General features: G+C 70.3%; 28 protein-coding genes. 10 read left to right on the top strand and 18 right to left on the bottom strand.

The annotated features are described in order from the left end of the window. Positions 1-15 precede the first annotated feature (15 nt). The 7 genes from ABAZ39_RS29880 (at position 16) to msrQ (ending at position 6,386) form a co-directional block, all read left to right on the top strand. Positions 16-969, top strand: coding sequence for a DMT family transporter (locus ABAZ39_RS29880; RefSeq protein ID WP_040137934.1), 954 nt, complete (start codon positions 16-18; stop codon positions 967-969). A gap of 152 nt (positions 970-1,121) precedes the next feature. Continuing rightward, positions 1,122-2,054, top strand: a complete 933-nt coding sequence (locus ABAZ39_RS29875) for a sugar kinase (protein ID WP_035682199.1) — start codon at positions 1,122-1,124, stop codon at positions 2,052-2,054. A 22-nt stretch (positions 2,055-2,076) separates the two neighbouring features. Next, the gene (locus tag ABAZ39_RS29870; protein WP_040137933.1) at positions 2,077-2,826 is read left to right on the top strand and encodes a GntR family transcriptional regulator; all 750 of its coding nucleotides are present in this window, start codon (positions 2,077-2,079) and stop codon (positions 2,824-2,826) included. Continuing rightward, a complete protein-coding gene (eda, locus tag ABAZ39_RS29865) occupies positions 2,823-3,458 on the top strand; it encodes a bifunctional 4-hydroxy-2-oxoglutarate aldolase/2-dehydro-3-deoxy-phosphogluconate aldolase (protein ID WP_014199635.1) in 636 nt (211 codons plus the stop codon). The genes ABAZ39_RS29870 and eda overlap by 4 nt, the downstream gene beginning before the upstream one ends. Before the next feature lie 5 nt (positions 3,459-3,463). Continuing rightward, positions 3,464-4,498, top strand: a complete 1,035-nt coding sequence (locus ABAZ39_RS29860; RefSeq protein ID WP_040137932.1) for a Gfo/Idh/MocA family protein — start codon at positions 3,464-3,466, stop codon at positions 4,496-4,498. A 297-nt stretch (positions 4,499-4,795) separates the two neighbouring features. After that, positions 4,796-5,743 (top strand): protein-methionine-sulfoxide reductase catalytic subunit MsrP, encoded by a 948-nt coding sequence (gene msrP, locus ABAZ39_RS29855; RefSeq protein ID WP_040137931.1) that lies wholly within the window; start codon positions 4,796-4,798, stop codon positions 5,741-5,743. Position 5,744: 1 nt separating this feature from the next. Next, the gene (gene msrQ, locus ABAZ39_RS29850; RefSeq protein ID WP_040137930.1) at positions 5,745-6,386 is read left to right on the top strand and encodes a protein-methionine-sulfoxide reductase heme-binding subunit MsrQ; all 642 of its coding nucleotides are present in this window, start codon (positions 5,745-5,747) and stop codon (positions 6,384-6,386) included. On the opposite strand, the gene ABAZ39_RS29845 is transcribed toward msrQ, so the two are convergent. From ABAZ39_RS29845 to ABAZ39_RS29835, 3 genes are read right to left on the bottom strand one after another with little or no spacing between them, the layout of a single operon-like run. Next, positions 6,374-7,192, bottom strand: a complete 819-nt coding sequence (locus ABAZ39_RS29845; RefSeq protein WP_040137929.1) for an ABC transporter ATP-binding protein — start codon at positions 7,190-7,192, stop codon at positions 6,374-6,376. The genes msrQ and ABAZ39_RS29845 overlap by 13 nt on opposite strands. Continuing rightward, positions 7,189-8,169 carry a FecCD family ABC transporter permease gene (locus ABAZ39_RS29840; RefSeq protein ID WP_081863438.1) on the bottom strand — a complete coding sequence of 327 codons (981 nt, stop codon included), beginning with the start codon at positions 8,167-8,169 and terminating at the stop codon, positions 7,189-7,191. The genes ABAZ39_RS29845 and ABAZ39_RS29840 overlap by 4 nt, the downstream gene beginning before the upstream one ends. Positions 8,170-8,197: 28 nt before the next feature. Continuing rightward, positions 8,198-9,229 (bottom strand): iron ABC transporter substrate-binding protein, encoded by a 1,032-nt coding sequence (locus tag ABAZ39_RS29835; RefSeq protein ID WP_040137928.1) that lies wholly within the window; start codon positions 9,227-9,229, stop codon positions 8,198-8,200. 342 nt (positions 9,230-9,571) lie between these two features. Between ABAZ39_RS29835 and ABAZ39_RS29830 the strand changes: the two genes are divergently transcribed. Together ABAZ39_RS29830 and purT are read left to right on the top strand one after the other, a co-directional pair. Next, positions 9,572-10,069, top strand: a complete 498-nt coding sequence (locus tag ABAZ39_RS29830) for a hypothetical protein (protein ID WP_040137927.1) — start codon at positions 9,572-9,574, stop codon at positions 10,067-10,069. 90 nt (positions 10,070-10,159) lie between these two features. Beyond that, entirely contained in the window at positions 10,160-11,329 is a 1,170-nt protein-coding gene (gene purT, locus ABAZ39_RS29825) for a formate-dependent phosphoribosylglycinamide formyltransferase (protein ID WP_040137926.1), read from the top strand. 22 nt (positions 11,330-11,351) lie between these two features. On the opposite strand, the gene ABAZ39_RS29820 is transcribed toward purT, so the two are convergent. The 10 genes from ABAZ39_RS29820 to ABAZ39_RS29775 all read right to left on the bottom strand — a co-directional run bounded on the left by ABAZ39_RS29820 (position 11,352) and on the right by ABAZ39_RS29775 (position 20,354). After that, a complete protein-coding gene (locus tag ABAZ39_RS29820; protein WP_040137925.1) occupies positions 11,352-12,122 on the bottom strand; it encodes an SDR family NAD(P)-dependent oxidoreductase in 771 nt (256 codons plus the stop codon). A 26-nt stretch (positions 12,123-12,148) separates the two neighbouring features. Beyond that, complete coding sequence (locus ABAZ39_RS29815; protein ID WP_040137924.1) at positions 12,149-12,862, bottom strand: ABC transporter ATP-binding protein; 714 nt, start codon at positions 12,860-12,862, stop codon at positions 12,149-12,151. Next, complete coding sequence (locus tag ABAZ39_RS29810) at positions 12,849-13,598, bottom strand: ABC transporter ATP-binding protein (RefSeq protein WP_040137923.1); 750 nt, start codon at positions 13,596-13,598, stop codon at positions 12,849-12,851. The genes ABAZ39_RS29815 and ABAZ39_RS29810 overlap by 14 nt, the downstream gene beginning before the upstream one ends. Before the next feature lie 38 nt (positions 13,599-13,636). Then, positions 13,637-14,896 carry an ABC transporter substrate-binding protein gene (locus tag ABAZ39_RS29805; protein ID WP_051658742.1) on the bottom strand — a complete coding sequence of 420 codons (1,260 nt, stop codon included), beginning with the start codon at positions 14,894-14,896 and terminating at the stop codon, positions 13,637-13,639. Continuing rightward, positions 14,893-15,897, bottom strand: coding sequence for a branched-chain amino acid ABC transporter permease (locus tag ABAZ39_RS29800; protein ID WP_051658741.1), 1,005 nt, complete (start codon positions 15,895-15,897; stop codon positions 14,893-14,895). Before ABAZ39_RS29800 ends, ABAZ39_RS29805 begins: the two co-directional genes overlap by 4 nt. A gap of 5 nt (positions 15,898-15,902) precedes the next feature. After that, on the bottom strand, positions 15,903-16,760 hold the full coding sequence (locus tag ABAZ39_RS29795) for a branched-chain amino acid ABC transporter permease (RefSeq protein ID WP_040137922.1): 858 nt from the start codon (positions 16,758-16,760) through the stop codon (positions 15,903-15,905). A 100-nt stretch (positions 16,761-16,860) separates the two neighbouring features. Then, positions 16,861-18,138, bottom strand: a complete 1,278-nt coding sequence (locus ABAZ39_RS29790) for a metal-dependent hydrolase family protein (protein WP_040137921.1) — start codon at positions 18,136-18,138, stop codon at positions 16,861-16,863. Positions 18,139-18,262: 124 nt separating this feature from the next. Then, positions 18,263-18,658 carry a DUF1636 family protein gene (locus tag ABAZ39_RS29785; protein WP_040137920.1) on the bottom strand — a complete coding sequence of 132 codons (396 nt, stop codon included), beginning with the start codon at positions 18,656-18,658 and terminating at the stop codon, positions 18,263-18,265. Then, positions 18,658-19,422, bottom strand: coding sequence for an alpha/beta fold hydrolase (locus ABAZ39_RS29780; RefSeq protein ID WP_040137919.1), 765 nt, complete (start codon positions 19,420-19,422; stop codon positions 18,658-18,660). Before ABAZ39_RS29780 ends, ABAZ39_RS29785 begins: the two co-directional genes overlap by 1 nt. A gap of 50 nt (positions 19,423-19,472) precedes the next feature. Beyond that, a complete protein-coding gene (locus tag ABAZ39_RS29775) occupies positions 19,473-20,354 on the bottom strand; it encodes a fumarylacetoacetate hydrolase family protein (RefSeq protein ID WP_040137918.1) in 882 nt (293 codons plus the stop codon). A gap of 222 nt (positions 20,355-20,576) precedes the next feature. On the opposite strand from ABAZ39_RS29775, the gene ABAZ39_RS29770 reads away from it, so the two are divergent. Continuing rightward, complete coding sequence (locus ABAZ39_RS29770) at positions 20,577-21,353, top strand: FadR/GntR family transcriptional regulator (RefSeq protein ID WP_051658740.1); 777 nt, start codon at positions 20,577-20,579, stop codon at positions 21,351-21,353. Positions 21,354-21,386: 33 nt separating this feature from the next. Here ABAZ39_RS29770 and ABAZ39_RS29765 read toward each other — a convergent pair whose 3' ends face one another. The 5 genes from ABAZ39_RS29765 to ABAZ39_RS29750 form a co-directional block, all read right to left on the bottom strand. Next, positions 21,387-21,662: a cytochrome C oxidase subunit IV family protein gene (locus tag ABAZ39_RS29765; RefSeq protein WP_051658739.1), complete on the bottom strand. Its 276-nt coding sequence runs from the start codon at positions 21,660-21,662 to the stop codon at positions 21,387-21,389. Positions 21,663-21,666: 4 nt separating this feature from the next. After that, positions 21,667-22,269, bottom strand: a complete 603-nt coding sequence (locus tag ABAZ39_RS29760) for a cytochrome c oxidase subunit 3 family protein (protein WP_051658738.1) — start codon at positions 22,267-22,269, stop codon at positions 21,667-21,669. Positions 22,270-22,407: 138 nt separating this feature from the next. After that, positions 22,408-22,581, bottom strand: a complete 174-nt coding sequence (locus ABAZ39_RS36365) for a hypothetical protein (RefSeq protein ID WP_160174881.1) — start codon at positions 22,579-22,581, stop codon at positions 22,408-22,410. A gap of 75 nt (positions 22,582-22,656) precedes the next feature. Next, a complete protein-coding gene (locus tag ABAZ39_RS29755; protein ID WP_040137917.1) occupies positions 22,657-23,862 on the bottom strand; it encodes a CoA transferase in 1,206 nt (401 codons plus the stop codon). Between the two features lie 62 nt (positions 23,863-23,924). Beyond that, positions 23,925-24,677 (bottom strand): glucose 1-dehydrogenase, encoded by a 753-nt coding sequence (locus ABAZ39_RS29750; protein WP_040137916.1) that lies wholly within the window; start codon positions 24,675-24,677, stop codon positions 23,925-23,927. Positions 24,678-24,725 lie beyond the last annotated feature (48 nt).

Here is a 24,725-nt window from a genome sequence, read left to right as displayed (position 1 = left end):
AAGCGCCCTCCGGCCATGCCCGACTGCTCCCGACCCCCGGAAGGGGTGTCCGCCGCCCAGACCGTGTCGTCCTATGGCCGCGAGCGCCGCGACGATCCCGTGCGCGGCATTCTGATGGTCGTCGCCGCGGTCTTCTTCTTCTCCTGCTCCGACGCGACGGCGAAGTATCTGGCCCAGACGCTGCCCTCCATCGAGATCGGCTGGATGCGCTATGTCGGCTTCACCACGCTGCTGCTGCCGCTGATGATCCGCGGCGGCCCACCGGTGATGAAGACCGCCAGCCCCGGCCTCCAGGTCCTGCGCGGGCTGGGCATGCTGGGCTCGGCGCTGTTCTTCATCATGGGCATGCACTACCTGCCCCTGGCCGAGGCGGCGGCGACCAGCTACGTCTCGCCGGTCTTCGTCACGGTGCTGTCGATCCTGGTTCTGGGCGAGAAGATCGGGCCGCGCCGCTGGGCGGCGGTGCTGGTCGGGCTGCTCGGCGTGCTGATCGTCATCCGGCCCGGCGGGGCGGCCTTCCAGCCGGCGGCCATCTTCCCCATCCTGTCGGCGATGAGCTGGGCGACCGGCGTGGTCATCACCCGCAAGATGACCGGGCAGGAGCACCCCACCACCACCCTGATCTGGTCCGCCCTGACCGGCCTCGCCGTGCTGACCGTGATGCTGCCCTTCAACTTCACCATGCCGACCGCAACGGAGGTGGCGCTGGGCGCCTTGGTCGGGCTGGTCTCGACCATGGGGCAATGGCTGATGGTGCAGGCCTACCGCTTCGGCGAGGCGTCGGTGCTGGCGCCCTGCTCCTACGTGCAGATCGTCTGGTCCACGCTGCTGGGCTTCCTGATCTTCGGTGCGCTGCCCGACCACTGGACCTTCCTCGGCACCGGAATCATCATCGCCAGCGGCCTGTACACCGCCCACCGCGAGCGGCTGCGCAAGAAGCAGAAAAACACCGCAGCGTCCGCGCCATGACCATTGTCCGGCAGGACGAATCCCCGAAAAGCCTTGCTTCCGACATTGATATATTAGTATACTTGCCCTCGGGAGGCACGGGACTAAAAACCCGTGTTGTTCGAACTCTTTAGCACAGACCGGCGGATCGGACCGCCGGACGGGGGATGGCGATGGGTGAGTCCGCGCGCCGGGTTGCGACCCTTGGCGAATGCATGATCGAACTGGTGCGCCGTCCCGACGGAACCTTCACCATGGGCTTCGGCGGCGACACCCTGAACACCGCCGTCTACATGGCGCGGCTGGGCGTGGCAACCGATTACGTGACGGCGCTGGGCGACGACGGCAACAGCGACGCCATGGTCGCCACATGGGAGGCCGAAGGGGTCGGCACCGGCCATGTGCTGCGCGTGCCCAACCGCGTCCCCGGCCTCTACATGATCGAGACGGACGACAGCGGCGAGCGGCGCTTCCTCTACTGGCGCGATTCCGCGCCGGCCCGCGACCTGTTCGTGCTGCCCGACAGCCCGGCGCTGGTCGCCGATCTGGAAGGCTACGACCTGCTCTACATGTCAGGCATCAGCCTGGCCATCTGGGGCGAGCGCGGGCGGGAGGTGCTGTTCCCCATGCTCGACCGCCTGCGCGAGCGCGGCGGCCGCGTCGCCTTCGACACCAACTGGCGCCCCCGCCTGTGGCCTGACCGCGAGACGGCGCAGCGCGCCTACGACGCGATGCTCCGGCGCACCGACATCGCCCTGCCGGGCGTCGAGGACCTGCGCGGCCTCTACGGCGACGCCGATGCCGACACCGCCATGGCCCGCGTGCGCGGCGCCGGGGTGACGGAGATCGTGCTGAAGCTGGAAAAGCCGGGCTGCATCGTCTCCGCCCCCGGCCTTGAGGAGACCGTGCCGTCGGAGAAGGTCGCCAAGGTCGTGGACACCACCGCGGCGGGCGACAGCTTCAGCGCCGGCTATCTCAGCGCCCGCCTGAAGGGCCTCGGCCCCGTGGAGGCGGCGCGCTCCGCCCACCGCATCGCCGCCGTGGTCATCCAGCACCGCGGCGCCGTCATCCCGCGCGACGCCATGGCGTCCGTGCTGGACGGCTGATCCCCTGACGGAGGGACCCTCCATGCCACCAGACCAAATCCTCACGGGCCAAGCCGCCGTCGCTCCCGCCGCCGTCAAGCCGCCCCGCGCGTCGCAGCGCGGGACCACGGCGGCGGCGGCGATCTACCGCGACCTGCGGGCCGACATCGTGTCGCTGGCCCGCAAGCCGGGCGACCCGATCGTGGAGAAGCTGGTGGCCGAAGCCTTCGGCGTCAGCCGCACCCCGGTGCGCGAGGCCGTCCTGCGGCTGGCCGACGAGGGGCTGGTGGAGGTCTTTCCGCAGTCGGGCACCTTCGTGGCGCGCATCCCCATCGCCGCCCTGCCGGAAGCCAACCTGATCCGCAAGACGCTGGAGCAGGCGACCGTCCGCTTCGCGGCGGAACGCGCGACGCGCAGCCAGGTCGCCGCCCTCCAAGCCAACCTGGAGCGCCAGCGCGAGGTGGACGCCTCGGGCTGCGCCGACGGCTTCCATCAGGCGGACGAGGCGTTCCACGCGCTGATCGCCGACATCGCCGGCTATCCCGGTTTCTGGCCGATCACCCAGCAGGTGAAGGTGCAGATCGACCGCTGCCGCCACATGACCCTTCCCTATCCCGGCCGCCTGGCGACCGTCATCGCCGAGCACGAGGCCATCGTCGCCGCCATCGCGGACCATGACCCCGACCGCGCGGTGAAGGCGCTCGGCGACCACATCGACGGCCTGCTGCTGACCATCGACGACATGCGGCACGCCACCCCACTGTACTTCTCTCCTGCCGAGGCCCTGACATGACCCACCCGCGTCTTGAACCCTCCCTGTCCGGCCCGCGCATCGTCCCGGTCCTCGTCCTCGACGAGCCGGACACCGCGGTCGCCCTGGCCGAGGCGCTGGTCGCCGGTGGCCTGACCACGCTGGAGGTGACGCTGCGCACCCCCGCGGCGCTGGCTTGCGCGGAGGCCATCGCCGCCCGCGTTCCGGGCGCCCTGGTCGGACTCGGCACGCTGATCCGGCCCGAGCAGTTCGCCCAGGCCCGCGACGCCGGCGCCCGCTTCGTCGTCAGCCCTGGCCTGACCGACCGTCTGGCCGAAGCCGCCAAGACTGCCGGCCTGCCCTATCTGCCGGGCATCGCCACGGTGGCCGAGGCGCTGATCGCCATGGAGCACGGCTTCCGCGAGCTGAAGTTCTTCCCGGCGATGCTGAACGGCGGCGCCCCGGCGCTGCGCGGCATGGCGCCGCTGATGCCGGAGATCCGCTTTTGCCCGACCGGCGGCCTCAAGGCCGAGCATGTGAAGGAGATCCTGTCGCTCCCCAACGTCTTCGCGCTCGGCGGCACCTGGCTGACCCCGGCCGACGCGGTGAAGGAGCGCCGCTGGTCCGAGATCGAGCGGCTGGCCCGCGAGGCCTCCGCCCTGGCCCAGGGCTGACCGGCATGACGGGGCGCCGCCGCGTCGGCGTGATCGGGCTGGGCATGGCGGCGACGCCGCACGCCCAAAGCCTGCTGGATATGGCGGACCGCGTCGAGGTGGCGGGCTGCTTCAGCCCGTCCGCCGAGCGGCGGGCCGCCTTCGCGGCGCGCTTCGGCCTGCCGGCGGTGGACCGGGCGGAGGCGATCCTTGACGATCCCACCGTCTCCGCCGTCCTGCTGCTGACCCCGCCGGACACCCACGCCGACCTCGTCGCCCGCTGCGCCGCTGCCGGCAAGCATGTCCTTCTGGAAAAGCCGCTCGACGCCACCCCGGCCGGCTGCCGCGCCGTGGTGGAGAGCATGGAGCGCGCCGGGCTGACGCTGGGCGTCATGCTCCAGCACCGCTTCCGCGCCGCCGCCGAACGGCTGGCGGAGCTGCTGCGCACCGGCGCGCTGGGCCGTCCGCTGTCGGCCTCCGTCGTGGTGCGCTGGTGGCGCGACGACGCCTATTACGCCCAGCCGGGGCGCGGCATGAAGGCGCGGGACGGCGGCGGCGTTCTGCTGACCCAGGCCATCCACACTCTCGACCTCTATGTCAGCCTGCTCGGCCTGCCGCGCGAGGTCGCCGCCTTCGCCAACACCAGCGGCCTGCGCCCCATCGACACCGAGGACGTGGTGTGCGCCGCCCTGCGCTACGACGGCGGGCTGCTCGCCACGGTGGACGCCACCACCGCGGCCTATCCCGGCTACCCGGAGCGCATCGAGATCGCCGGAACCGCCGGCTCCGCCCTGCTGACCGGTGATCGGCTGGAGGTGCAGCTGCGCTCCGGCGAAACGGTGCAGGCGGGGGAGACGGCGGGCACGCTGGGCGGAGGGGCCGACCCCATGGCCTTCTCCAACGCCCACCACCGCGCCGTCCTGGCCGATTTCCTCGACGCGCTCGACCACGGTACCCAGCCGCGCCTGTCCGGGCGGGAGGCGCTGAAGGTCCACCGGCTGATCGAGGCGATCCTCAAATCCTCGGAAAGCGGCGCCGTCACGACGGTTCCGGAAGGCTGAGACGGATACGTCAACCCCCTCTCCCGCCCCGGGAGAGGGTGCCCGCGCAGCGGGCGGGTGAGGGTCGTGCGAGGATCAGGTCGAGGATCAGGTGTTGATTCTCGGCAGGACCCTCACCCTCCCACCGCTTCGCGGCGGGCCCCTCCCTCTCCCGGAGCGGGAGAGGGGCGCGAAGCCTCTTCACCTTTCGCTCACGAACTCGTGTCCCGCGCTTGATTTGCCGGGAGCGGCGACCAAGGCTAGATGAGGGACGGGAGGCGCTGTCGCCTTCCGGCGGCTTTCCTGTGGAGAGTGTTCATGCTCATCAAAGTCCGGAGCGCGTCGCAGGCCAGCGAGAACGAGGTGACGCCCCGCGGCCTGTTCCTGTCCCGGCGTTCGATCATGGCTGGCGGCGCCGCAGCCTTGGCGCTCGGCGGCACGGGTGTCCTGCCGGGCACGGCGCTGGCCGCGCCTTTCCAGGCCCCGCTGACGGTCAGCCCGAAGGACCCCAAGATGGACGCCCAGACTCCCATGAAGTCGGCGACCAGCTACAACAATTTCTACGAGTTCGGGACGGACAAGACCGACCCGTCCGAGAACGCCGGCACGCTGCGCACCCGCCCGTGGGAGATCGCGGTGGACGGCGAGGCCGGCAAGCCCACCACCTTCGGCATCGAGGACCTGCTGTCCTTCCCGCTGGAGGAGCGCGTTTACCGCCTGCGCTGCGTCGAGGGCTGGTCGATGGTCATCCCCTGGGTCGGCTTCTCGCTGGCCGAGCTGTTGAAGCGCGTCGACCCGACCGGCAACGCCAAGTACGTCGCCTTCCAGACGCTGGCCGACCGCTCACAGATGCCCGGCCTGAAGTATCCCGTGCTGCAATGGCCCTATGTGGAGGGGCTGCGCATGGACGAGGCCATGCACCCGCTGACCATCCTGGCGGTCGGCATGTACGGCGAGACGTTGCCCAACCAGAACGGCGCGCCGGTGCGGCTGGTCGTGCCGTGGAAGTACGGCTTCAAGTCGATCAAGTCGATCGTCCGCATCACCCTGACGCAGGATCAGCCGCCGACCTCCTGGAACCGTTCGCAGCCGCGCGAGTACGGCTTCTATTCGAACGTGAACCCGGAGGTCGACCACCCGCGCTGGAGCCAGGCGACGGAGCGCCGCGTCGGCGAGTTCTCGCGCCGCAAGACGCTGCCCTTCAACGGCTATGGGGAAGAGGTGGCGTCCCTCTACACCGGCATGGATCTGCGGAAGAACTACTGAGATGGCCGCAACGTCGAAAGGCCCGGTCGCCCTGGCGCTGTCCTCGCGCTGGGCGAAGCCGGTGGTGTTCGCCCTGGGGCTCGTCCCGCTCGGCTGGATGGTCTGGCTGGGCGTCAGCGGCGGGCTGGGGGCCGAGCCGGTGGCCGAGGCGGTGCGGCAGAGCGGGCTGTGGGCGCTGCGCCTGTTGCTGGTGGCGCTGGCCGTCACGCCGCTGCGCATCCTGACGGGTCAGGCGGGGTTGGCGCGGTTTCGCCGGATGATCGGGCTGTTCGCCTTCTTCTACGCGCTGCTGCACGTCTCCGTCTATGTGGGGGTGGACCAGTTCTTCGACTGGGCGGCGGTGTGGAAGGACATCGTGAAGCGGCCCTACATCACCGTCGGCATGGGCGCCTTCGTGATCCTGACGGGGCTGGCCGCGACCTCGACCAACGGCATGGTGCGGCGGCTCGGCGGGCGGCGCTGGAAGGCACTGCACAAGGCGGTGTTCGTCGCCGGGGCGGCGGGCTGCGTCCACTACGTCATGCTGGTCAAGGGCTGGCAGTACCCGCCCTTCGTCTACGCCGCGATCCTCCTGGGGCTGGTCGCGCTGCGCTATACGAAGGCGCCGGCGGCGGGGCGGCTCTCCCCGTCCTACCGGACCTGAGCCCGCACCGCCCGCTTCAGCCCAACTGGCAGGCACACCCGCATGCCGTCCGCCCCCACGGCCACCACCTCGACCTCCGTCCCGTAGACCTCGCGCATCATGGCGGCGGTGATGACCTCCTCCGGCGTGCCGAAGCGGGCCAGCCGCCCGCCGTGCAGCAGCGCCACCCGGTCGGCGATGGCAAAGGCCTGCTCCGGGTGGTGGGTGGAGAAGACGACCGTCAGCCCCTCGCCGCCCTCGCCGTCCGCCAGCCGCCGCACCTGCTCCAGAACGCGGACCTGATTGCCGAAGTCCAGGCTGGCGGTCGGCTCGTCGAGCACCAGCACGCGCGGCGCCTGGGCAAGCGCGCGGGCGATCAGGGCCATCTGCCGCTCGCCGCCGCTGATGCGCAGCCAGTCGCGCTCGGCCAGATGCCCGATGCCCAGCCGCTCCAGCGCGGCCTCGGCGGCGGCGTGGTCGGATGCGGCGGGGGCGCTGAAGGCGCCGCGGTGGGCGGTGCGGCCCATCAGCACCATCTCGCGCACGGTGAAGGGAAACTGCCCGGCTCCCGCCTGCGGGACATAGCCGAAGGCCAGCGCCCGGCGGCGCGGCGACCAGCCGGCGGTGTCCTCGCCATCGACCCGCACCCGCCCGCCGCGCGGCGGCAGCAGGCCGAGCAACGTCTTGAACAGCGTCGTCTTGCCGCCGCCGTTGGGGCCGAGCAGGCACAGCACCTCCCCCGCCGGCACGTCGAAGCCGACCCCGGCGCCGACCACCCGCTCGCCGTAGCCGAAGGCGAGGTCTTCCACCGACAGCCGCGCGCTCATGACCAGCCGCGCTTTCCGAAGGCGAGCAGCCAGAGGAAAACCGGCGTGCCGATGACCGCGGTCAGCACGCCCAGCGGCAGTTCCACCGGCCCCAGGCTGCGGGCCAGCGTGTCCACCGCCAGCAGATAGGCCGCCCCCAGCAGAACCGCCGTGGGCAGCAGCCGGACGAAGGCCGGGCCGACCATCAGCCGGGCGAGGTGCGGCACCAGAAGCCCGACCCAGCCGACGATGCCGCTGACCGACACCGCGGCGGCGGTCATCAGCGTCGCCGCCACGATCACCACGATCCGCACCACCCGCACCGGCACGCCGAGCGCCGTCGCCTCCTCGTCGCCCAGCGTCATGACGTCGAGCCGCCAGCGCAGCAGGACCAGCGGCAGCAGCGCCACCGCCACCGGCGGGACCAGCGCCGCGAGGTCGCCGCGGTTGACCGCCGACAGGCTGCCCAGCAGCCAGAAGGTGATCGCCGGCAACTGGTTGTAGGGGTCAGCCAGATACTTCAGCAGAGCCACGCCGGAGCCCAGCAGCGCTCCGATCACCACACCGCCCAGCACCAGAACCAGCACCGGGTCCCGCCCGCGGATGGCGGAGGCGACGGCCAGCACCACCCCCACCGCCAGCAGCCCGCCCGCGAAGGCCATGCCCTGGATGGCGAGGACCGGCAGCGAGGCGAAGATGCCCAGCACCGCCCCCAACGCCGCCCCCGACGACACACCGAGGATGTCCGGCGAGACCAGCGGGTTGCGGAACAGCCCCTGATAGGCGGCGCCCGAGGCGGCCAGCCCCGCCCCGACCAGCATGGCGGTCAGCACGCGCGGGCCGCGGATGTCCCAGATCACCGTCTCCACCGCCGGGGCGACGGCGGCGCTCCCGAGCCCCAGCTTCGCCGCGAGCAGCCCGGTCAGCTCCCCCGGCGTGACGGGATAAGCGCCGGTGCTGAAGGCGATGCAGACCGCGGCGACCAGCAGCGCGGCCACCCCGCCCAGCGTCAGTGCGAAGGGGACCTCACCCCGGCGGGCGGCTGCCGGCGAGGAGGGCGTCGATCTGCTCCGCGGTGGGCTCCCGGTGGTAGAAGAGGGCATAGAAACGTCGCGTCTCCTCGCGCAGATCCTCCGGAAACAGCTCCGGATAGAGGACGGCGCCCAGCCAGCGCAGGCCGAGCAGGCGGTTGGCGGCGGGCGGGGAATCGATCCAGGTGAAGGGCAGCCCCGGCGAAAGGTAGACGCGCCGGTCGCGCACCGCCTTCACCCCCTGCCACAGCGGGTCGGTCCACATGCTCTCGTAAAAGCCGCGGTCGATGGTGACGATAGCGTCCGGCTGCCAGGCCAGAACCTGCTCCATCGACACGTTGACCAGCCCGCCGTTGCCGAGATTCTCCGCCGCGACGTTGCGCACCCCGGCGACGTCCAGCGCCTCGACGTTGATGGAGCCGCGGATGCCGGTCTGCAGGCCGCGCGGCCCGCGCGCCATGTAAACCTTCAGCCGCTTGCCCTCCGGCACGTCGTCGAAGCGGCGGCGCACGTCGTTCAGCGTCCGCTCGGCGTAGCGGGCCAACTCCTCCCCCCGCTCCGCCACGCCCATCAGCGTGCCGAGCGTACGGAAGGTGCGCGCGGAGTCGGCGAGATGCCCGTCGATCAGCAGGGTCGGTACCCGCGTCTGCTCCTGCACCCGGTCGGCCAGCGAGACGAAGGTCGGGGCGGTGCTGCCGACATCGACGACGACGTCCGGTTTCGCAGCCACCACGGTTTCCAGGTTGACGGTGTTGCCGCGCCCCGTCAGCCGCCCCAGCTCCGGCAGGTCGGCGTAGCGGTCGGGGAGGAAGGGCCGCTCCGGCGGGCTGATCGCCCGCGTCCAGCCCAGCAGTTTCTCGGGCGCCAGCATGTAGACGACGACGGAGGCCGGCGGCCCGGCGGGAAACACGCGCTCCACCCGCTCCGGCAGGGTGACGCGGCGCCCGGAGGAATCCGTGACGATCCGCTCCGCCGCCGCCGGCCCGGCCAGCAGGGCGAGCAGCAGCCCGGCTCCCACGCCCGCCATCCATCCACGCCTGCCCACGCCACTGTTCACTCGCCGTCACCCCATGTATCTGCACTCAAAGTCCCCTCTCCCCTCTGGGAGAGGGGCGCTTTTGCCGGACGTACCGCCATGCGCACCCCCCTCACCGACCCTTCGGGCCACCCTCTCCCCAGAGGGGAGAGGGCTAGATCGACTGCCTTGCCACCCAAAGCATGGGGTTTGGACTCGCCACCGTCCATAGGGCAGACAAGCCAAACAGTGAGGCGAAGGTCACGCTTTGACCACGGGCGGCCTCCCCATCCGAACGGATAGGGTGCCGCGGTCCGCCCCCCAAAGCCCCGTTCACCACCCCCGTGCCGCTCCATGACCGCATCCCCGCTCCACCGCGCCGCCCTCGCCACCGCCGCCCTGCTCGCGCTGTCCGGCTGCGCCGGGTTCGGCTCGGCGGTCACCGGGGTGACCTCGGCGGGCGTGGCGGCGACCGTCGGCTCGGCCACCGGCAACCCGGTGCTTGGCGTCATCGCCGGCGCCGGGGTCAGCTACGGCATCGACCAGGGCGTGAAATACGCGGAACGGCGGATCACCGACAACGTCCACAACGCCGTCGCCCGCGCCGCCGGCCCGCTCGCCGTCGGCCAATCGGCGACCTGGACGGTGGAGGAGAAGCTGCCGCTGAGCGGCAAGACCGGCACCGTGCAAGTGGCGCGCGGCTTCGGCGAGGCGATCCCCTGCAAGGACGTGGTCTTCACGCTGGACGACGCGCCGGACTTCAACGTCACCACGGTCTGCCGGGCCAAGGACGGCCAGTGGCGCTGGGCGCTGGCCGAGCCCTCGACGCGGCGCTGGGGAAGTCTGCAATAACGCATGCAGTCGGCCATGTACGCACGGCCCGCGTTGGGGTAAAGCTCCGCGGGCAGTTGCGTCACGGGTTTGCGTCACGGGAGTCCGCGCATGTTCACGGCCAAAATTCTTCTTCTCGGCTCGGGCGAACTCGGGAAGGAGTTCGTCATCGCCGCCAAGCGCCTCGGCTGCGAGGTCATCGCCTGCGACAGCTACGCCAACGCCCCGGCGATGCAGGTCGCCGACGCGGCGGAGGTGTTCTCCATGCTCGACCCGGACGCCCTGCGTGCGGCCATCGCCAAGCACACGCCCGACTTCATCGTGCCGGAGGTCGAGGCCATCCGCACCGAGGTGCTGCACGAGTTCGAGGACGCCGGCCTGACCGTCGTCCCCTCGGCCCGCGCCGCCACCATGACCATGAACCGCGACCGCATCCGTGAGGTCGCCGCGGTGGAGCTGGGCCTGCGCACCTCCAAGTACCGCTACGCCGAAAGCCTGGAGGAGGTGGTCGCCGGGGCGGAGCACACCGGCCTGCCCTGCGTCATCAAGCCGGTCATGTCCTCCTCCGGCAAGGGGCAGAGCACCGTTCGCACCGCCGAGGAGCTTGAGACCGCCTGGACCTACGCCGTCGCCAACATGCGCGGCGACCGCCGGAAGGTCATCGTCGAGGAGTTCGTGCCCTTCGAGTACGAGATCACCCTGCTGACCGTCCGCACCCGCGAGGGCATCCTGTTCTGCGAGCCGATCGGCCACCGGCAGGAGCGCGGCGACTACCAGGAATCCTGGCAGCCGGTGCCGATGCCCGCGGCGCTGCTGGACGACGCCAAGGACATGGCGGCGAAGGTCGTGGACAATCTCGGCGGCTACGGCATCTTCGGCGTCGAGTTCTTCGTCACCAAGGATGAGGTCGTCTTCTCCGAGCTGTCGCCGCGCCCGCACGACACCGGCATGGTGACCCTGCTGTCGCAGAACCTGTCGGAGTTCGACCTGCACGCCCGCGCCATCCTGGGCCTGCCGATCCCGGCGATCCACGTCCGCGGCCCGGCCGCCTCCGCCGTCATCCTGGCTGACCGCGAGGCGGAGCGCTTCGCCATCGAGGGGCTGGCCGACGCGATGCGCGTGGGCAGCGCGGAGCATGACGTGGACGTCCGCCTGTTCGGCAAGCCGACGACCCGCAAGAACCGCCGCATGGGCGTGGCGCTCGCCGCCGGCACCGACACCGACGACGCGCGCGACCGGGCGCTGAAGGCGGCCTCGGCGGTCAGCATCCGCTACGAGTGACACCCTCCGAGATCGATGGCGGTCAGGTAATCGTCAGGCCGCCGTCGATCGCGAAGACCGCCCCGGTGGTCCAGGCGGCCTCCGGCGAGGCCAGGAAGACGGCGATGCCGCCGAGATCGCTGGCCTTGCCGATGCGGCCCAGAGGGTAGAGCCGCTTGACCAGCTCCGCCATGGCGCGCTGGTCGTCCTCGGGCATCGCGGCGATGGTGCGGCGGCGCAGCTCGGTGTCCACCGTGCCCGGCGCGATGGCGTTGACGCGGATGCCGCGCGGCGCCAGCTCGTAGGCCATGGCCTTGGTCAGGGAATTGAGCGCCCCCTTGGTCAGCGAATAGAGGCTGGACGGCCGCCCCGGCAGCATCTTGCCAGCGAAGTAGGACGAGATGTTGATGACCGCTCCCCCCTCGGCGGGCATAAGCGGCACCAGCGCCTGGGTCAGGAAGAAGGGGGCGGTGACGTTCAGGGCGACGCTGTGCTCGTACTGCGCCCGGTCGGCCTCCAGATAGGGGACGAAGGTCGCCGTGCCGGCGTTGTTGACCAGCGTGTGGACCGCCCGGCCGAAGCCGCCGATCTCCGCCGCCGCCCGCTCCAGCCCGTCCGGCTGCCCCAGATCCGCGGCAACGGTCACCACCCGCGTCCCGTTCGCGGCGAGCCGTGCCGCCGCGTCGGCGAGCTTCCCGGGGTTGCGCGCGACGAGGCAGAGGTCCGCCCCCTCCCGCGCGAAAGCCTCCGCGATGGCGCAGCCGATGCCGTCCGACCCGCCGGTGACGACGGCGAATGTGTTTGCAAGCCTCATCCGGTCGCTGTCCTTTTCCGGTGGAGTCAATGGGCCGACACGCCGAGATAGCGCTGCTGCAGGCCGTCGTCCTCCCACAATTCCCTGGATGACGTGACCAGCGCGATCTGGCCGCCGGACATGATGGCGACGCGCTCCGCGGCGCTGGTGCCGACGCGCAGGTTCTGCTCGACGATCAGGACGGAGGTGCCGTCGTAGCGCAGACCGCCCAGCACCTCCAGCAGATAATCGACGATTTTCGGGGCCAGCCCCTCCGACGGCTCGTCGAGGATCAGCAGGCGCGGGTTGGTCAGCAGCGCCCGCCCGATGGCCAGCATCTGCTGCTCGCCGCCGGACAGCTGGTTGCCGAAGTTGCGGCGGCGCTCGGCCAGCCGCGGGAAAACGGTGTAGACGCGCTCCACCGTCCAGGGGCCGGGCCGCCGGCCCTGCATCAGGCGCAGATGCTCGTCCACGGTGAGCGAGGGAAACACCCGTCGTCCCTGCGGGACGATGGACACACCCTGCCCGGCGATGTCGTGCGGCTTGCGCCCGGCCAGTTCCACGCCGTTGAAGCGGATCGATCCCCGCCCGGCGGGCAGCAGCCCGATCAGCGCGCTGCACAGCGTCGTCTTCCCCGCCCCGTTGCGGCCGAGAATCGCCAAGCTCGGTCCATCGAGCCGCAGCTCGACGCCGTGCAGCACCGGAAGCGCGCCGCGCCGCACCTCCAGCCCGCTGACGACCAGCGCGTTAGTGCTTTCCACCAAGATAGATCTCCCGAACCAGGGGGTTGGCGCGAATGTCGGACGGGGTGCCCGAGGCGACCACCGCGCCGTCGCGCATCACGGTGATGCGGTCGGCCAGCGACAGCGCCACGTCCATGTCGTGCTCCACGAACAGCATGGTGATGCGGCGCGGCAGCCCGCGCAGGATCTCGACCAGACGGCCGCGGCCCTGCGGAGACATGCCGGCGGCGGGCTCGTCCATCAGCAGCAGTTCCGGCTCTCCGGCCAGGGCCATGGCGATCTCCAGCTCGCGCTGCTGGCCGTAGGACAGGGTGGCGACCGGCTGGGCCAGCACCTCGTCCAGCCGGAAACGCGCCGCGCAGGCCCGCGCCGCCTCCACCTGCTCCCGATGGTGCCGCCAGGGGCGGAGGCTGAAGCGCGGCCCCCGGCTGCCCATCACCGCGACACGGAGGTTGTCCTCCACCGAGCGGTCGGCGAAGGTCAGGCTGGTCTGGAAGGTGCGCCCAATGCCCAGCCGCACCCGCTGGTGCGGGCGCAGGCGCGAGATGTCGCTCCCTTTAAAGGCGATGCCGCCGGCGGTCAGCGGCACCTCCCCGGAGATGGCGTTGAACAGCGTCGTCTTGCCGGCGCCGTTGGTGCCGAGCAGGGCGTGGCGCTCCCCCGGCGCCAGCGCCAGGGACACCCCGTTCACCGCGCGCACGGCACCGAAGCTGATGGACACATCCTGAACGGTCAGGATCGGCGGCGTGGGCATGGCGGGCCTCCGGAGGACGCGACGCTCTGGAGCGGCGGTCAGTTGCAGGACGGGTTGTCGCGGGAGGCCGTGCCGAGCGCCAGGAACTTGGCCCGGTCCATGCCCAACGCCTGATCGACGCCCTTCGCCACCTTGACCACCTTGCTGTAGAAGGCGCCGTCGGGCCGCTGGGCGACCTCCGTCACAAAATTGTCGGCGATGGCCTGCCGGTTCTCATCCAGCCGGATCGCGCCGGTCGGCGAGCGGTCGGTCAGCTCGGTCTTCGCCAACGCCGCCTGGAACGCCTTCTGCCCGTCGTCCAGCGTACCGCCGACCTGATCCAGCGCCTGGAGCACCGCCAGCGTGCTGACGTAATAGCCGTGGGCGAACAGCGAGGGCGATTCCAGCCCGTCCGGGAACTTCGCCTTGTAGGCCTTCACGAATTCCACCCACTTCGGGTCGTCGTTGGAATCGGCGACCGGGCCGGCGGCGATCATCCCCAGCACCTTGTTCTTGAAGGCGCCCTTCGAGCTGAGGACGGTCTGGTCCACGGTGACGCTGCTGCCGATCAGCGGCGCCGTGCCGCCGGACTGGTAGTATTGCGTCAGGAAGTTCACCGCGTCCGCCCCGCCCAGCAGGACATACACGGCGTCCACGTTGTCCGGCAGCTTGGCGATGACCGAGGTGAAATCCTTGGTGCCGACGGGCACCCAGTTCTTCTGGGCGATCTTGCCGCCGCGGCTGCAATATTCCGCCTGGAAGCCCATCACCTGGGAATAGGGAAAGGAATAATCCTCCGACACGACGGCGATGTTGCGGTAGCCCTTGGTCTCGTAGGCGTAGCTGCCCAGCCCGGCCTGCCACTGCGCGCCGTCCAGCGTGAAGCGGTAGAAGTTCGGCGCCGGGTCGCGCAGCGTCGTGTCCTGCGCGCCCGAGGTGCCGTTGACGAAGGTCTTGGACGGGACCGACTTGGCGTATTCCTTGACGGCGATGCCCTCGCCGCCGGACAGCGGGCCGACGACGATGTCCACCTTGTCCTGCTCGATCAGCTTGCGGGTCTTGGCGACCGCCACATCGGGCTTGGCGTTGGAGGATTCCTTCACCAGCACGATCCGCTTGCCGGCGACCTGCCCCTGGAAGGCGTCCACCGCCAGCTCGACGCCGCGCATGCCGTCCAGGCCGGACTGCGCGAAGGGTCCCTCCAGCGTGGCCAGCGCGCCGATCCGTATGTCCTGCGCGAAAGCGGGTGACAGGGCCGTGCCGGACAGGAGAGCCGCGACGCCGGCGGCGCCCAGCACCGTGTGCAAGGTCGTCTTCATACCGTTTTCCTCCCATTCTTGGCGCACACGCCGGTCCAGGCCGGCTTGATCTGCGCGCGCAGTTGTTGGATCAGTCCGATCAGGCCGTCCTTCGCGAAGAGGACGATCACGATGAAGACGGCCCCGATCACCAGATTGAAGCGCTCGCGGTCGATGACCGAGGCGGCGTAGTTCTCCAGAAGGACGAAAGCGGCGGCCCCCAGGAAGGCGCCCAGCGGGTGCCGGATGCCGCCCAGCACCGCGACGACCAGCAGGTTGACCGCCGCGTGCACGTCCACCGCCCCCGGCGACATCTGGCCGCTGAACCACGTGTTGAGGACGCCGCCGACCGAGGCGATCAGCCCGGCGATGCCGAAGGCGGCGATGCGCAGCAGCGTGGTGCTGAAGCCGAGCGCCGCGACCCGCCGCGGGGCGTTGCGCAGGGCGTGCAGCTGCAGGCCGAAGGGCGTGCGGTCCAGATGCATGACCGCGGCGGCCGACAGGACGGCGGCGGCCAGCGCCATGCCGTAGAAGGGGATGGGCGCCCGCAGGTCGATGCCGAACAGCTCCGGCGGCTTCAGCCCGTTGATGCCGTCGAAGCCGTTGAAGACCTCGGTGTTCTGCGAGACGAGGTAGAACAGGCTGACCGACATCGCCAGCGTGATCATCAGCAGGTAGATGCCGCTGGACCGCACCGACACCCAGCCGACCAGCAGGCCCGCCAGCGTCCCCATGCCCAGCGCCGCCCCGACGGCGAGCGGCCAGGGCACCGCCATGCCGACGCCGGTGATGTTGGGCGACAGCAGCGCCAGCGTGTAGCCCGCCACGCCCGCCACCCCGGCCTGGGCGAAGGACACCAGCCCGGCGCTGGAGGTCAGGAAGGTCAGGCTGAGCGCCATGGTGCCGATGATCAGCACGCGGGCGGCGACGGTGCCGACCCAGAAGTCGTCGGCAACCAGCGGAAAGGCCAGACCGGCCAGGGCCAGCCAGAGGACCGGATGGCGAAGGAGTTGTTGAGGCATCGTCGTCATCCCCGTCCGAGAAGGCCCTGGGGCCGGACCGCCAGAACCGCGACCATCAGCAGGAAGGTCAGCAGCGTCGCGTAGTTCGGGATGAAGGCGAGGCCGAACTGCTCGGCGAAGCCGATCAGCAGAGCGCCCAAGGCCGCCCCCGCCAGACTGCCCATGCCGCCGATGATGACCACGACCAGCGAGGACAGCAGAAACCGCGCGTCCTCCCCCGGCGAGATCGACAGGGCGCTGCCGCCGATCACCCCGGCCAGCCCCGCCAGACCGGCGCCCAGCGCGAAGACGAGCAGGAGCACCCGCTGCACGTTGAAGCCCATGGCCGACAGGATGTCGCGGTCGTCCACCCCGGCGCGGATCAGCATGCCCACCTTGGTGCGGTGGATCAGCAGCCACAGCCCCAGCCCGACCAGAAGCGCGCTGGCGATGACCACGAGGCGGATCGTCGGGTAGCCGCGGACCACCGGCAGCGGCGTCGTGCCGTAGAGGATTTCGGGCGGGGTGAACTGGTAGGTGATGCCGCCGTAATGGGCCAGCAGCAGGTCGCCGACCACGATGGCGAAGCCGATGGTGACCAGCGCCTGCCGCAACTCGTCGCCGCCCAGCGTGCGCAGCAGCGTCAGATGCATCGCCAGCCCGACGACGGCCACGGCGACCGCCGCCCCCACCAGCCCGAGCAGCCAGGACCCCGTGTAGGACGCGATGTCGTACCCGACATAGGCGCCCAGGAGATAGAAGGCGCCGTGCGCCATGTTGACGGTCCGCAGCAGCCCGAAGATCAGCGAGAAGCCGCTGGCCACCAGGAAGTACAGAGACGCCACGGTCAGCGCGTTCAGCGACAGGAGAAGGTAGAATCTCATGCTCGGCGGCCCCGATGCTGGGGGTGGCGGGCGCAAGGCCCGCCCGTTCCCTCCCCCACGGCCGTGGAGGAGGGTCGCGGCAGGGGCGGGAGGCGCCGCCTTAGGCGGCGACGCTGACCTGCGCGCGGGCCGGCGGCGTCATCTCCTTGTGGAAGGAGCCGTCCTTCATGATCGCCAGGATGCGGCTGCGGTCCTGGAACAGGGTGATGTCCTGAAGCGGGTCGCCGTCGAGCAGGATCAGGTCGGCGAGATAGCCGTTGCGCACCAGCCCCAGCTCGCCCGGACGGTTCATGATCTCGCCGCCCAGCAGGGTCGCCGACTGGATCGCCTCCATGGGGGTGAAGCCCAGCAGCTCGACGAAATACTCCAGGTCCTTGGCGTAGGTGCCGTGCGGGGTCCAGGCGAAACCGTAATCGCCGCCGGGCAGCACGCGGATGCCGCGCTTGCGCATCGCCTTCATGGTCTCGACCGCGGCCTCAAGCTCGCGGAAATAGCCCATGTTGCGGGCGACCTCCTCGGTGATGCCCCAGTCGGCGGCGGCGTAGCAGGTCTGATAGACCCAGGCGAGGCCGGGCGCGACGAAGTGCTTGTCCTTGTTGGCCTCCAGCAGGTCCAGTGCCTCCTCGTCGGCGAAGCTGGCGTGGTAGACGATCTCAATGCCGTGCTTGACGCAGAGCTTCACGGATTCAGCGCTGCGCGCGTGGGCGCAGATGCGCACCCCCCGCTTGCGATGGGCCTCGCGGACCGCCTCGGCGACCTCGTCCTCGGCCATCGGCGTGTCCTCGGCCCGGCACTTGGTGATCTCTTCGCCGGACAGGTTCAGCTTGATGAGGTCCACGCCCTCCTTCAGCAGGCGGCGGACGCAGGCGCGCATCTCGTAGGGGCCGTTGACGACCTCCACGAAGGTGTAGGCGCCGATGTGGCTGGGGTTCAGGTCGCCCAGGCCGCCGATGGTGGCGATCTCCGGCCCGTTGGCGAGGTAGCGCGGCCCGGCGAGGCGGCCCTTGTTGATGTAGTCGCGGACGACGACGTCCAGGCGCGGCTTGGCCGCCGCAGCGCCGACGCACATCGTGTAGCCGCAGTCGAGGTAGGTGCGGGCGTTGTCCGCCGCCTCCAGGATGTGCTCCTCGACCGGCATCAGGCCGATGGGGTCGAGGCCGGCCTGGTTGATCCAGCTGAAATGGGTGTGGGCGTCGCACAGGCCGGACATCAGCGTGGCGCCGCCGCCGTCGACCACCCGGTGCGCCTCGCGGGAGATGGCGCCGGCCTGCCGGGACACCTCGGCGATCCGGTTGCCCTGGACGAGCACTTCCCCGGCGAAGGGCTTCTCACCGGTGCTGTCGAGAATCTGGACGTTGGTGAACAGGGTCGTGGGCATCGTTTCCTCCGGTTGCGGGGGCAGCTTCTTTGTGTTGGCGCCTCGCCGCGGGTGATGGTGGGTTCGGGTGACCGTTCGTGGATCGTCGCCTTGGTCTGTTGTGGGCTTCAGTTCGCTTTGGGCTTCAGTTCGATTGGGAGGGCGGCGGGACGGCGGAGGCGATGCGGGCCTCCAGCCCGAGCGGCCCCGCCTCCCCCCGCACCTCGCCGCCGACGCTGTCCAGATAGCGGCGCGCCAGGACGACCAGCGGCTCCGCCTGCTCCGGCCCGACGTTGTTGAAGCGCAGCCGGGTCTTGCCGAAGGCCGACAGCGACACGTTGCAGGGATGCCGGCAGCCGCTGAGGCATTCGACGCGCCGCAGGGTCAGCCGCTCGGCCAGCGCGGTCCCGGCGATCAGCGCCTCCAGCCGGTCGGCCAGCCGCTCGCCGGGCGTCGGTTCGCCGGGGCTGCGCGCCGCGTAGCGGTGGCAGGTGCGGCACACCGACAGGATGTGCCGCACCGGGGCCGGCGGCCTGTCCATCAGTCCACCGAGAACAGGAAGTTCACCAGCGCCTCGTTCACCTCGGCCGGGCGTTCGAAGGTCGTCCAGTGGCCGCAGCGGTCGAGGATGCGCAGGGACGACCCGGCGATCTTCCGGTGCAGCGCCCGCACGGCGGTGGGCGGCGCCGTGCCGTCCTCGTCGCCAGTGACCAGCAGCGTCGGGCAGGCGATCCGCGCGACGTCCGCCGGTTCCGCGGCGGCCAGCGCCTCGCAGGTGCGGGCGTAGCCTTCCGGGTCCTGGCGCATCAGGATTTCGCGAACCAAGGCCGCGACCTCCGGCCGGTTGGCCTTGGTGTCCGCCGAGGTGCCGGCCTGGACGATGGCGTCGGCGATGCCGACCATCCCTTCCGCCCGCGCCTTGGCCGCGCGGTCGCGGATGACCGGACGGGCGGCGTCGGGCGGCGCGTGGAGCGGGCCGATCAGCGCAAGGCTGCGGACGCGGTTCGGACGGCGCGCCGCGACGTGCTGGCAGACGATGGTGCCGAGCGAGTGGCCGACGAGATGCACGCGGTCGAGCCCGCGCTCGTCCATCACGCCCTCGATCGCGTCGGCAAGCCCGGCGATGGTCAGCGGCCCGTCGGCGGGGCTGCGCCCGGAGCCGGGAAGGTCGGGCCGGATGCACTGGAAGAAACGCGACAGAACGCCGACCTGCGGACCGAACACGTTGGAGGTTCCGCCAAGCCCGTGGACCAGCAGGACCGGATCGCCGTTGCCGTGCACCTCGACGGCCAATTGCGGTGCCATATGCCCCTCTCTTCGGTTGATGGTTGTCTTACTGCCACTCAGGCACCCAATCAGGCGAGCGTGTTGCTCAGCGCGCCGATGCCGCTGACCTCGACCGTGACGCGGTCGCCGGGGAACAGGAATTTCGGCGGCGAGAAGCCCAGCCCGACGCCGGCCGGGGTGCCGGTGGCGATGATGTCGCCGGGGTACAGCGTGATGCCGGCGGACGCCGTCGCGACGAGGGTCGGGATGTCGAAGATCAGGTCGCGGGTGCTGGCGTTCTGGCGCAGCTCGCCGTTGACCCAGGTCTTCACCTGAAGGTCGGTCGGGTCCAGCTCGTCGGCGGTGACGACCCACGGTCCCATCGGGCAGAAGGTGTCGAAGGACTTGCCGAGCAGCCACTGCTTGTGCCGCTTCTGGACGTCGCGGGCGGTCACGTCGTTGATGACGGTGTAGCCCCAGACATGCTGGTAAGCGTCCTCCGGCGCGATGTTCTTGCCGCCCTTGCCGATCACCAGCGCCAGCTCGACCTCGTAGTCGATCTGCTCGCTGATGCCGCGGGGGTAGAGGATCGCCTCGTCCGGCCCGATGACGCTTTCCGGAACCTTGGTGAAGAAGATCGGCAGGGCCGGCACGGCGTCCGCGGCGCCGGTGGCGCTGCTGTCGTAGCCACTCCCGGCGAATTCGCGGGCGTGGTCGTGGTAGTTCTTGCCGACGCAGAAGATGTTGCGCGCCGGGCGCGGTATGGGAGCCTCCAGCCGGACGCGGGACAGGCCGATGCCCTCCCCCTCGACATTGATGCGCCCCTTGATCTCGTCATAGCGGCGGATGACGTCGAGGAGATCGTCCACCGGCTCGCCGAGCAGCGATTCCAACGGCCAGACCCGCTCCTTGTCCGGATCGATGACCGCGACGGCGCGGCGTCCGTCAAGCTGGATGGTCGCAAACTTCATGGCGTTTCCTTCTCGCCCATTGTTGAGCCAATTTCTCACCAAACCAGAACCGCGGATCGGCTTGTGAGCCAATTAGGCCGGCTTGGTGATTGTTTGGTCAACTGAAAAAATGGAAGTATGACGTTCGGCCGTGATGAAAATTTGAGGTTTGCGTTGCGAAACGCCCAAGAGCTGGCTAGAATTGGATCACGTTTGGATCATCTCCTCGGAACGAGGACGGGAATGGACACGCTGAATCTCAGGGACCGGGCCGCCAACGGCGCCAACGCCGTCGTGCAGTTCATCGAGCGCAACATCGCCGATGGCAGCTGGGGGCCCGGCACCAAGCTGCCGACGGAACGCGATCTGGAAAAGCGCTTCGGCGTGTCCCGCAACACGCTGCGCAAAAGCCTGCGTCAGTTGGAGGACCAGGGGAAGATCGTCCGTCACGTCGGCCGCGGCTCCTTCGTCGCGGGCGGATTGGAGCCGGCGCTCGGCGCGGCGATCCGCCTGCTCGCGCCGCAGGACGGCGAGAACCTTGTCCGGCGCATCCACGGCGCCAGCCCGACCGAGGTGATGGAGGTGCGGCTGATGGTCGAGCCGCTGGCGGCGGAGCTGGCGGCCAGCCGGGCGAACGCCGCCGACCTGCAACGGCTGGAGGAGTGCCTGCTGCGCGCCGATCAGGCGCGCGACGTGCCCGACTTCGAGCATTGGGACGGGATGCTCCACGTCGCCATCATCGCCGCGACGAAGAACGGCCTGCTGATGGACATCTACGATGCCATCAACGACATCCGCAACCAGCCCGAATGGGGCCGGCTGAAGGCGCGCAGCGTCACTCCGCAGCGCCGCGCGATCTATCAGGAGCAGCACCGCCGCATCGTCTCGGCCCTGCTCGACCGCGACGGGGCGAAGGCCCGCGCCGAACTGCTCCAGCATCTGACGCTGGTCCGCGCCAATCTGCTGGCGGCGTCGAGTCAGGGAGCCGCGGCGGGGCCGGACACCACCATGGACCTGTGACCGCCCGGCCCGACGACGGGTCCGAACCGCCTCTCAGCGAAGGGCCGGACCGATCATCGGGACAAGCACGTAAATCCCGAAGATCGCCATTCCCAGCAGCGTGAGCAGGCTCCGGAACGCCGCGCGCCAGCCGCCGTCCGCGCGGTGAAGGTCCAGGTAATGGGTGAGGATCCGGTCGGCCTTGAGATTGGCCGCGGCGAGGACGAGTCCGACCCCGAGCGGCCCGAGACCGCCGCTGCCATGCCCCGCCCACATCGAGACGGCGGTGAGCAGCATCAGAACCATCCAGGTGCGCGTCAGGATCGCCATCGCTTCATCTCAGCAGATAGACGATGGGGTAGAGCAGCACCCAGATCAGGTCCACCATGTGCCAGAAGGCGGCACCGGTCTCCAGATTCTCCAGGCTGTCCCACCATGTGACGATGCCCAGGATCACGATCCCCGCGGCGACGTGCATCGCGTGAAAACCGGTCAGCAGATAATAGAGCTGGAAGAAGCTGTTGGTCTCCAGCGTCAGGTCCCGGCCGATCTTGTCGCCGTACTCGACCGCCTTGATGGCAAGGAACAGGCCGCCGAGGGCCATCGCGCCGAGCATCGCCGCCCGATGGGAGCGGCCCGAGGCCCGGCGCCGCACGGCGACCGCGACCAGCCAGCCGCTCGTCACCAGGACCATGGTGTTCATGCCGCCGAGCAGACGGTCCAACTGCGCCTGCGACGCGTCGAAGGTCGCCGGGTCCAGCGCGCGCGCCACCGCGAAGCCGATGAACATCGCCCCGAAGGCCGCCAGCTCCCCCAGGATGAGAATCCACATCATGGGGTTGCCGGGCAGGCTGGAGAGGGGCCCCCAATCGGCGGCCTCCCCGTCCGCAGCGCCATCCGCAGCGATGACCGTCGTCGGCGCGGCCGTTTCCGTCATGTCCGCTGTCCTTCCGGAAGTGATGACCGGAAGGGACCATGACGCGGGAGACGGACGCCGTCTTTGCCCGGGGGCAAACTCGCGGACCGTTGCCGTTCAGCTGGTGCCGTTCAGCTGGTGCCGATCAGGTGACGCCGGTCACTGATAGCCGCCCTTGTCCGCACGCTCACGCGCGGCGTCCTCCTGGGCCTTGGTCATCTCGTCCTTGGTCGCCGCCGGCTTGTCCTCGGGCTTGCCGGTCGCGCGGTCCTTCTCGGCTTGCGGTTGGGAGTCGGTGTTGCGGTTGTCGCCCATCGCGTCATCCTCCGGCATGAGGCGGACCGATGCGACCCGCCGTAAGCCTCACCAACACCCCCGCGCGCCGGTCGTCTCGCCCCGCTCACAGGATCAGGCGACGATGCCGGCGTCGTGCAGGCGGCCGATCTCGGCCGACGGCAGGCCGAGCAGGTCGGCCAGCACCGCGTCGGTGTCCTGCCCCAGCACGGGCGCCGGGCGGTGGTCGGTGCGCTCGCCCAGGCCGGGGAAGCCGAGGGGCGAGCCAGGAACCAGCAGCGGCCCGACCTCCGGCTGCTCGACCTCGCGGAACAGCGGGTTGGCGGTGGAGCAGCGCGCGTCCTCCGCCACCAGCTGGCCGAAATCCCGGTACGGCCCCCACAGCACTCCCGCCCCGGCGAAGGCGCTCTCCACCTCGGACAGGGTGCGGGCGGCGAACCAGGGGGCGAGCACGGCGGAGATGGCATCGCGCGCCACGAAACGCCCGCCCTCGTCGTTCATGTCCACGTCCATCAGCGGGCCGATCATCGCCAGCCGCTCGGTCAGCCCGGTCGCCTTGCCCAGCGCCTTCCACTGGCGGTTGGAGATGGCGACGACCATCGCCCGCCGCCCGTCGGCAGTGGCGAAGTCGCGGCCATAGGCACCGTAGAGGTCGTTGCCCATCGGCGGCCGCACCGCACCGTTCACCCGGACATCGGCGAGGTAGCCGAGGTTGCCGACCGTCGCCAGCATCACGTCGGCCAGCGCCACCGTCACCTCCTGCCCCCGCCCGGTGCGGCGGCGGTGCCGCTCCGCCGCCAGCAGACCGGTCGCCAGATAGAGGCCGGCGGCGACGTCCCAGGCCGGCAGCACATGGTTCACCGGTTCACCGCCGCGGCCGGTCGCCATCGGGAAGCCGCTGGCGCAGTTGACGGTGTAGTCGACCGCCGCCGACCCGTCCGGGTTGCCGGTCAGCCGCAGCATGATCAGGTCGTCGCGCTTGGCCGACAGCGCCTCGTAGCCCATCCAGCCGCTGGCCGGCAGGTTGGTCAGCAGGAAGCCCGCGTTCTCGCCCGAGGCGGTGATGATCGCCTGGGCGATCTCCCGCCCCTCCGGCCGGTCGAGCGCCAGCGTCACCGATCGTTTCGCCTTGTTCAGCGCGGTCCAGTAGAGGCTGGTGCCGTTCGGCGCCACCGGCCAGCGCCGGTAGTCGATGTTGCCGCCGATGGGGTCGATGCGGATCACCTCCGCGCCCAGCTGGGCCAGCGTCATGCCGCCCAGCGGTGCCGCGATGAAGGCCGACACCTCGACGACGCGCAGATCGGAGAGAAGCGAGGACATGGGAGTCTCGATCCAGATGGAAACAACGTGGTGGTCGGGGTGGGGGCAACAATCGACGCGCTTTACACGCAACGCCCACCGTCGATCTCCAGCACCACGCCGGTCAGGAAGGCCGCCTCGTCCGACGCGAGGTAGAGGGCGGCGTTGGCGACGTCGGTCGGCTGGCCCAGGCGGCCGAGCGGAACGATGCCCATCATGCGCGCCCGCTTCTCCGGGGTGTCGCCGCCCATGAAGGTGGCGAGCAGCGGCGTCTCGGTGGCGACCGGAGCCAGAGCGCAGACGCGGATGTTGTCGGGCGCCAGCTCCAGCGCCAGCGACTTGGTGATGTTGTGCACGGCACCCTTGGTCGCGTTGTACCAGACCAGGCCCGGACGCGGCCGCAGGCCGGCGGTGGAGCCGAGGTTCAGGATCACGCCGGATTTCTGCGCCCGCATGGTCGCGACGACCGCCTTGGAATAGAGGTAGATCGACTTGACGTTCAGCGCGAAGACGCGGTCGAACTCCTCCTCGGTCACGTTCTCGAACGGGCCGTTGGCGTGGGTGGAGCCGGCGTTGTTGACCAGGATGTCCAGCCGCCCGAACTTTTCGACGGTGGCTGCGATGGTCATCTCGACATCCGCCATCTTGGTCACGTTGGCGGCGATGCCGATGGCGGACTCGCCCAGACGTTCGGCGACCGCCTTGGCGGCGTCGCCGTTGATGTCCACGACCGCGACGCGGCCACCCTCGCGCACGAAGGTCTCGGCCATCGCGAGGCCCAGCCCCTGCGCCGCACCGGTGATCAGGGCGACCTTGCCGTCCAGACGCTTCGTCATTCTTGTTTCCTCCCCAAGGGATTATGTGGTGATGGGGAGGCTATCCGC

Source organism: Azospirillum argentinense (genome assembly GCF_000632475.1).
In the GTDB taxonomy this organism is placed as follows: Bacteria; Pseudomonadota; Alphaproteobacteria; order Azospirillales; family Azospirillaceae; genus Azospirillum; species Azospirillum baldaniorum.
The sequence above is the reverse complement of the archived record's forward strand: the minus strand, read 5'-3'. Positions and strand labels throughout refer to the sequence as shown.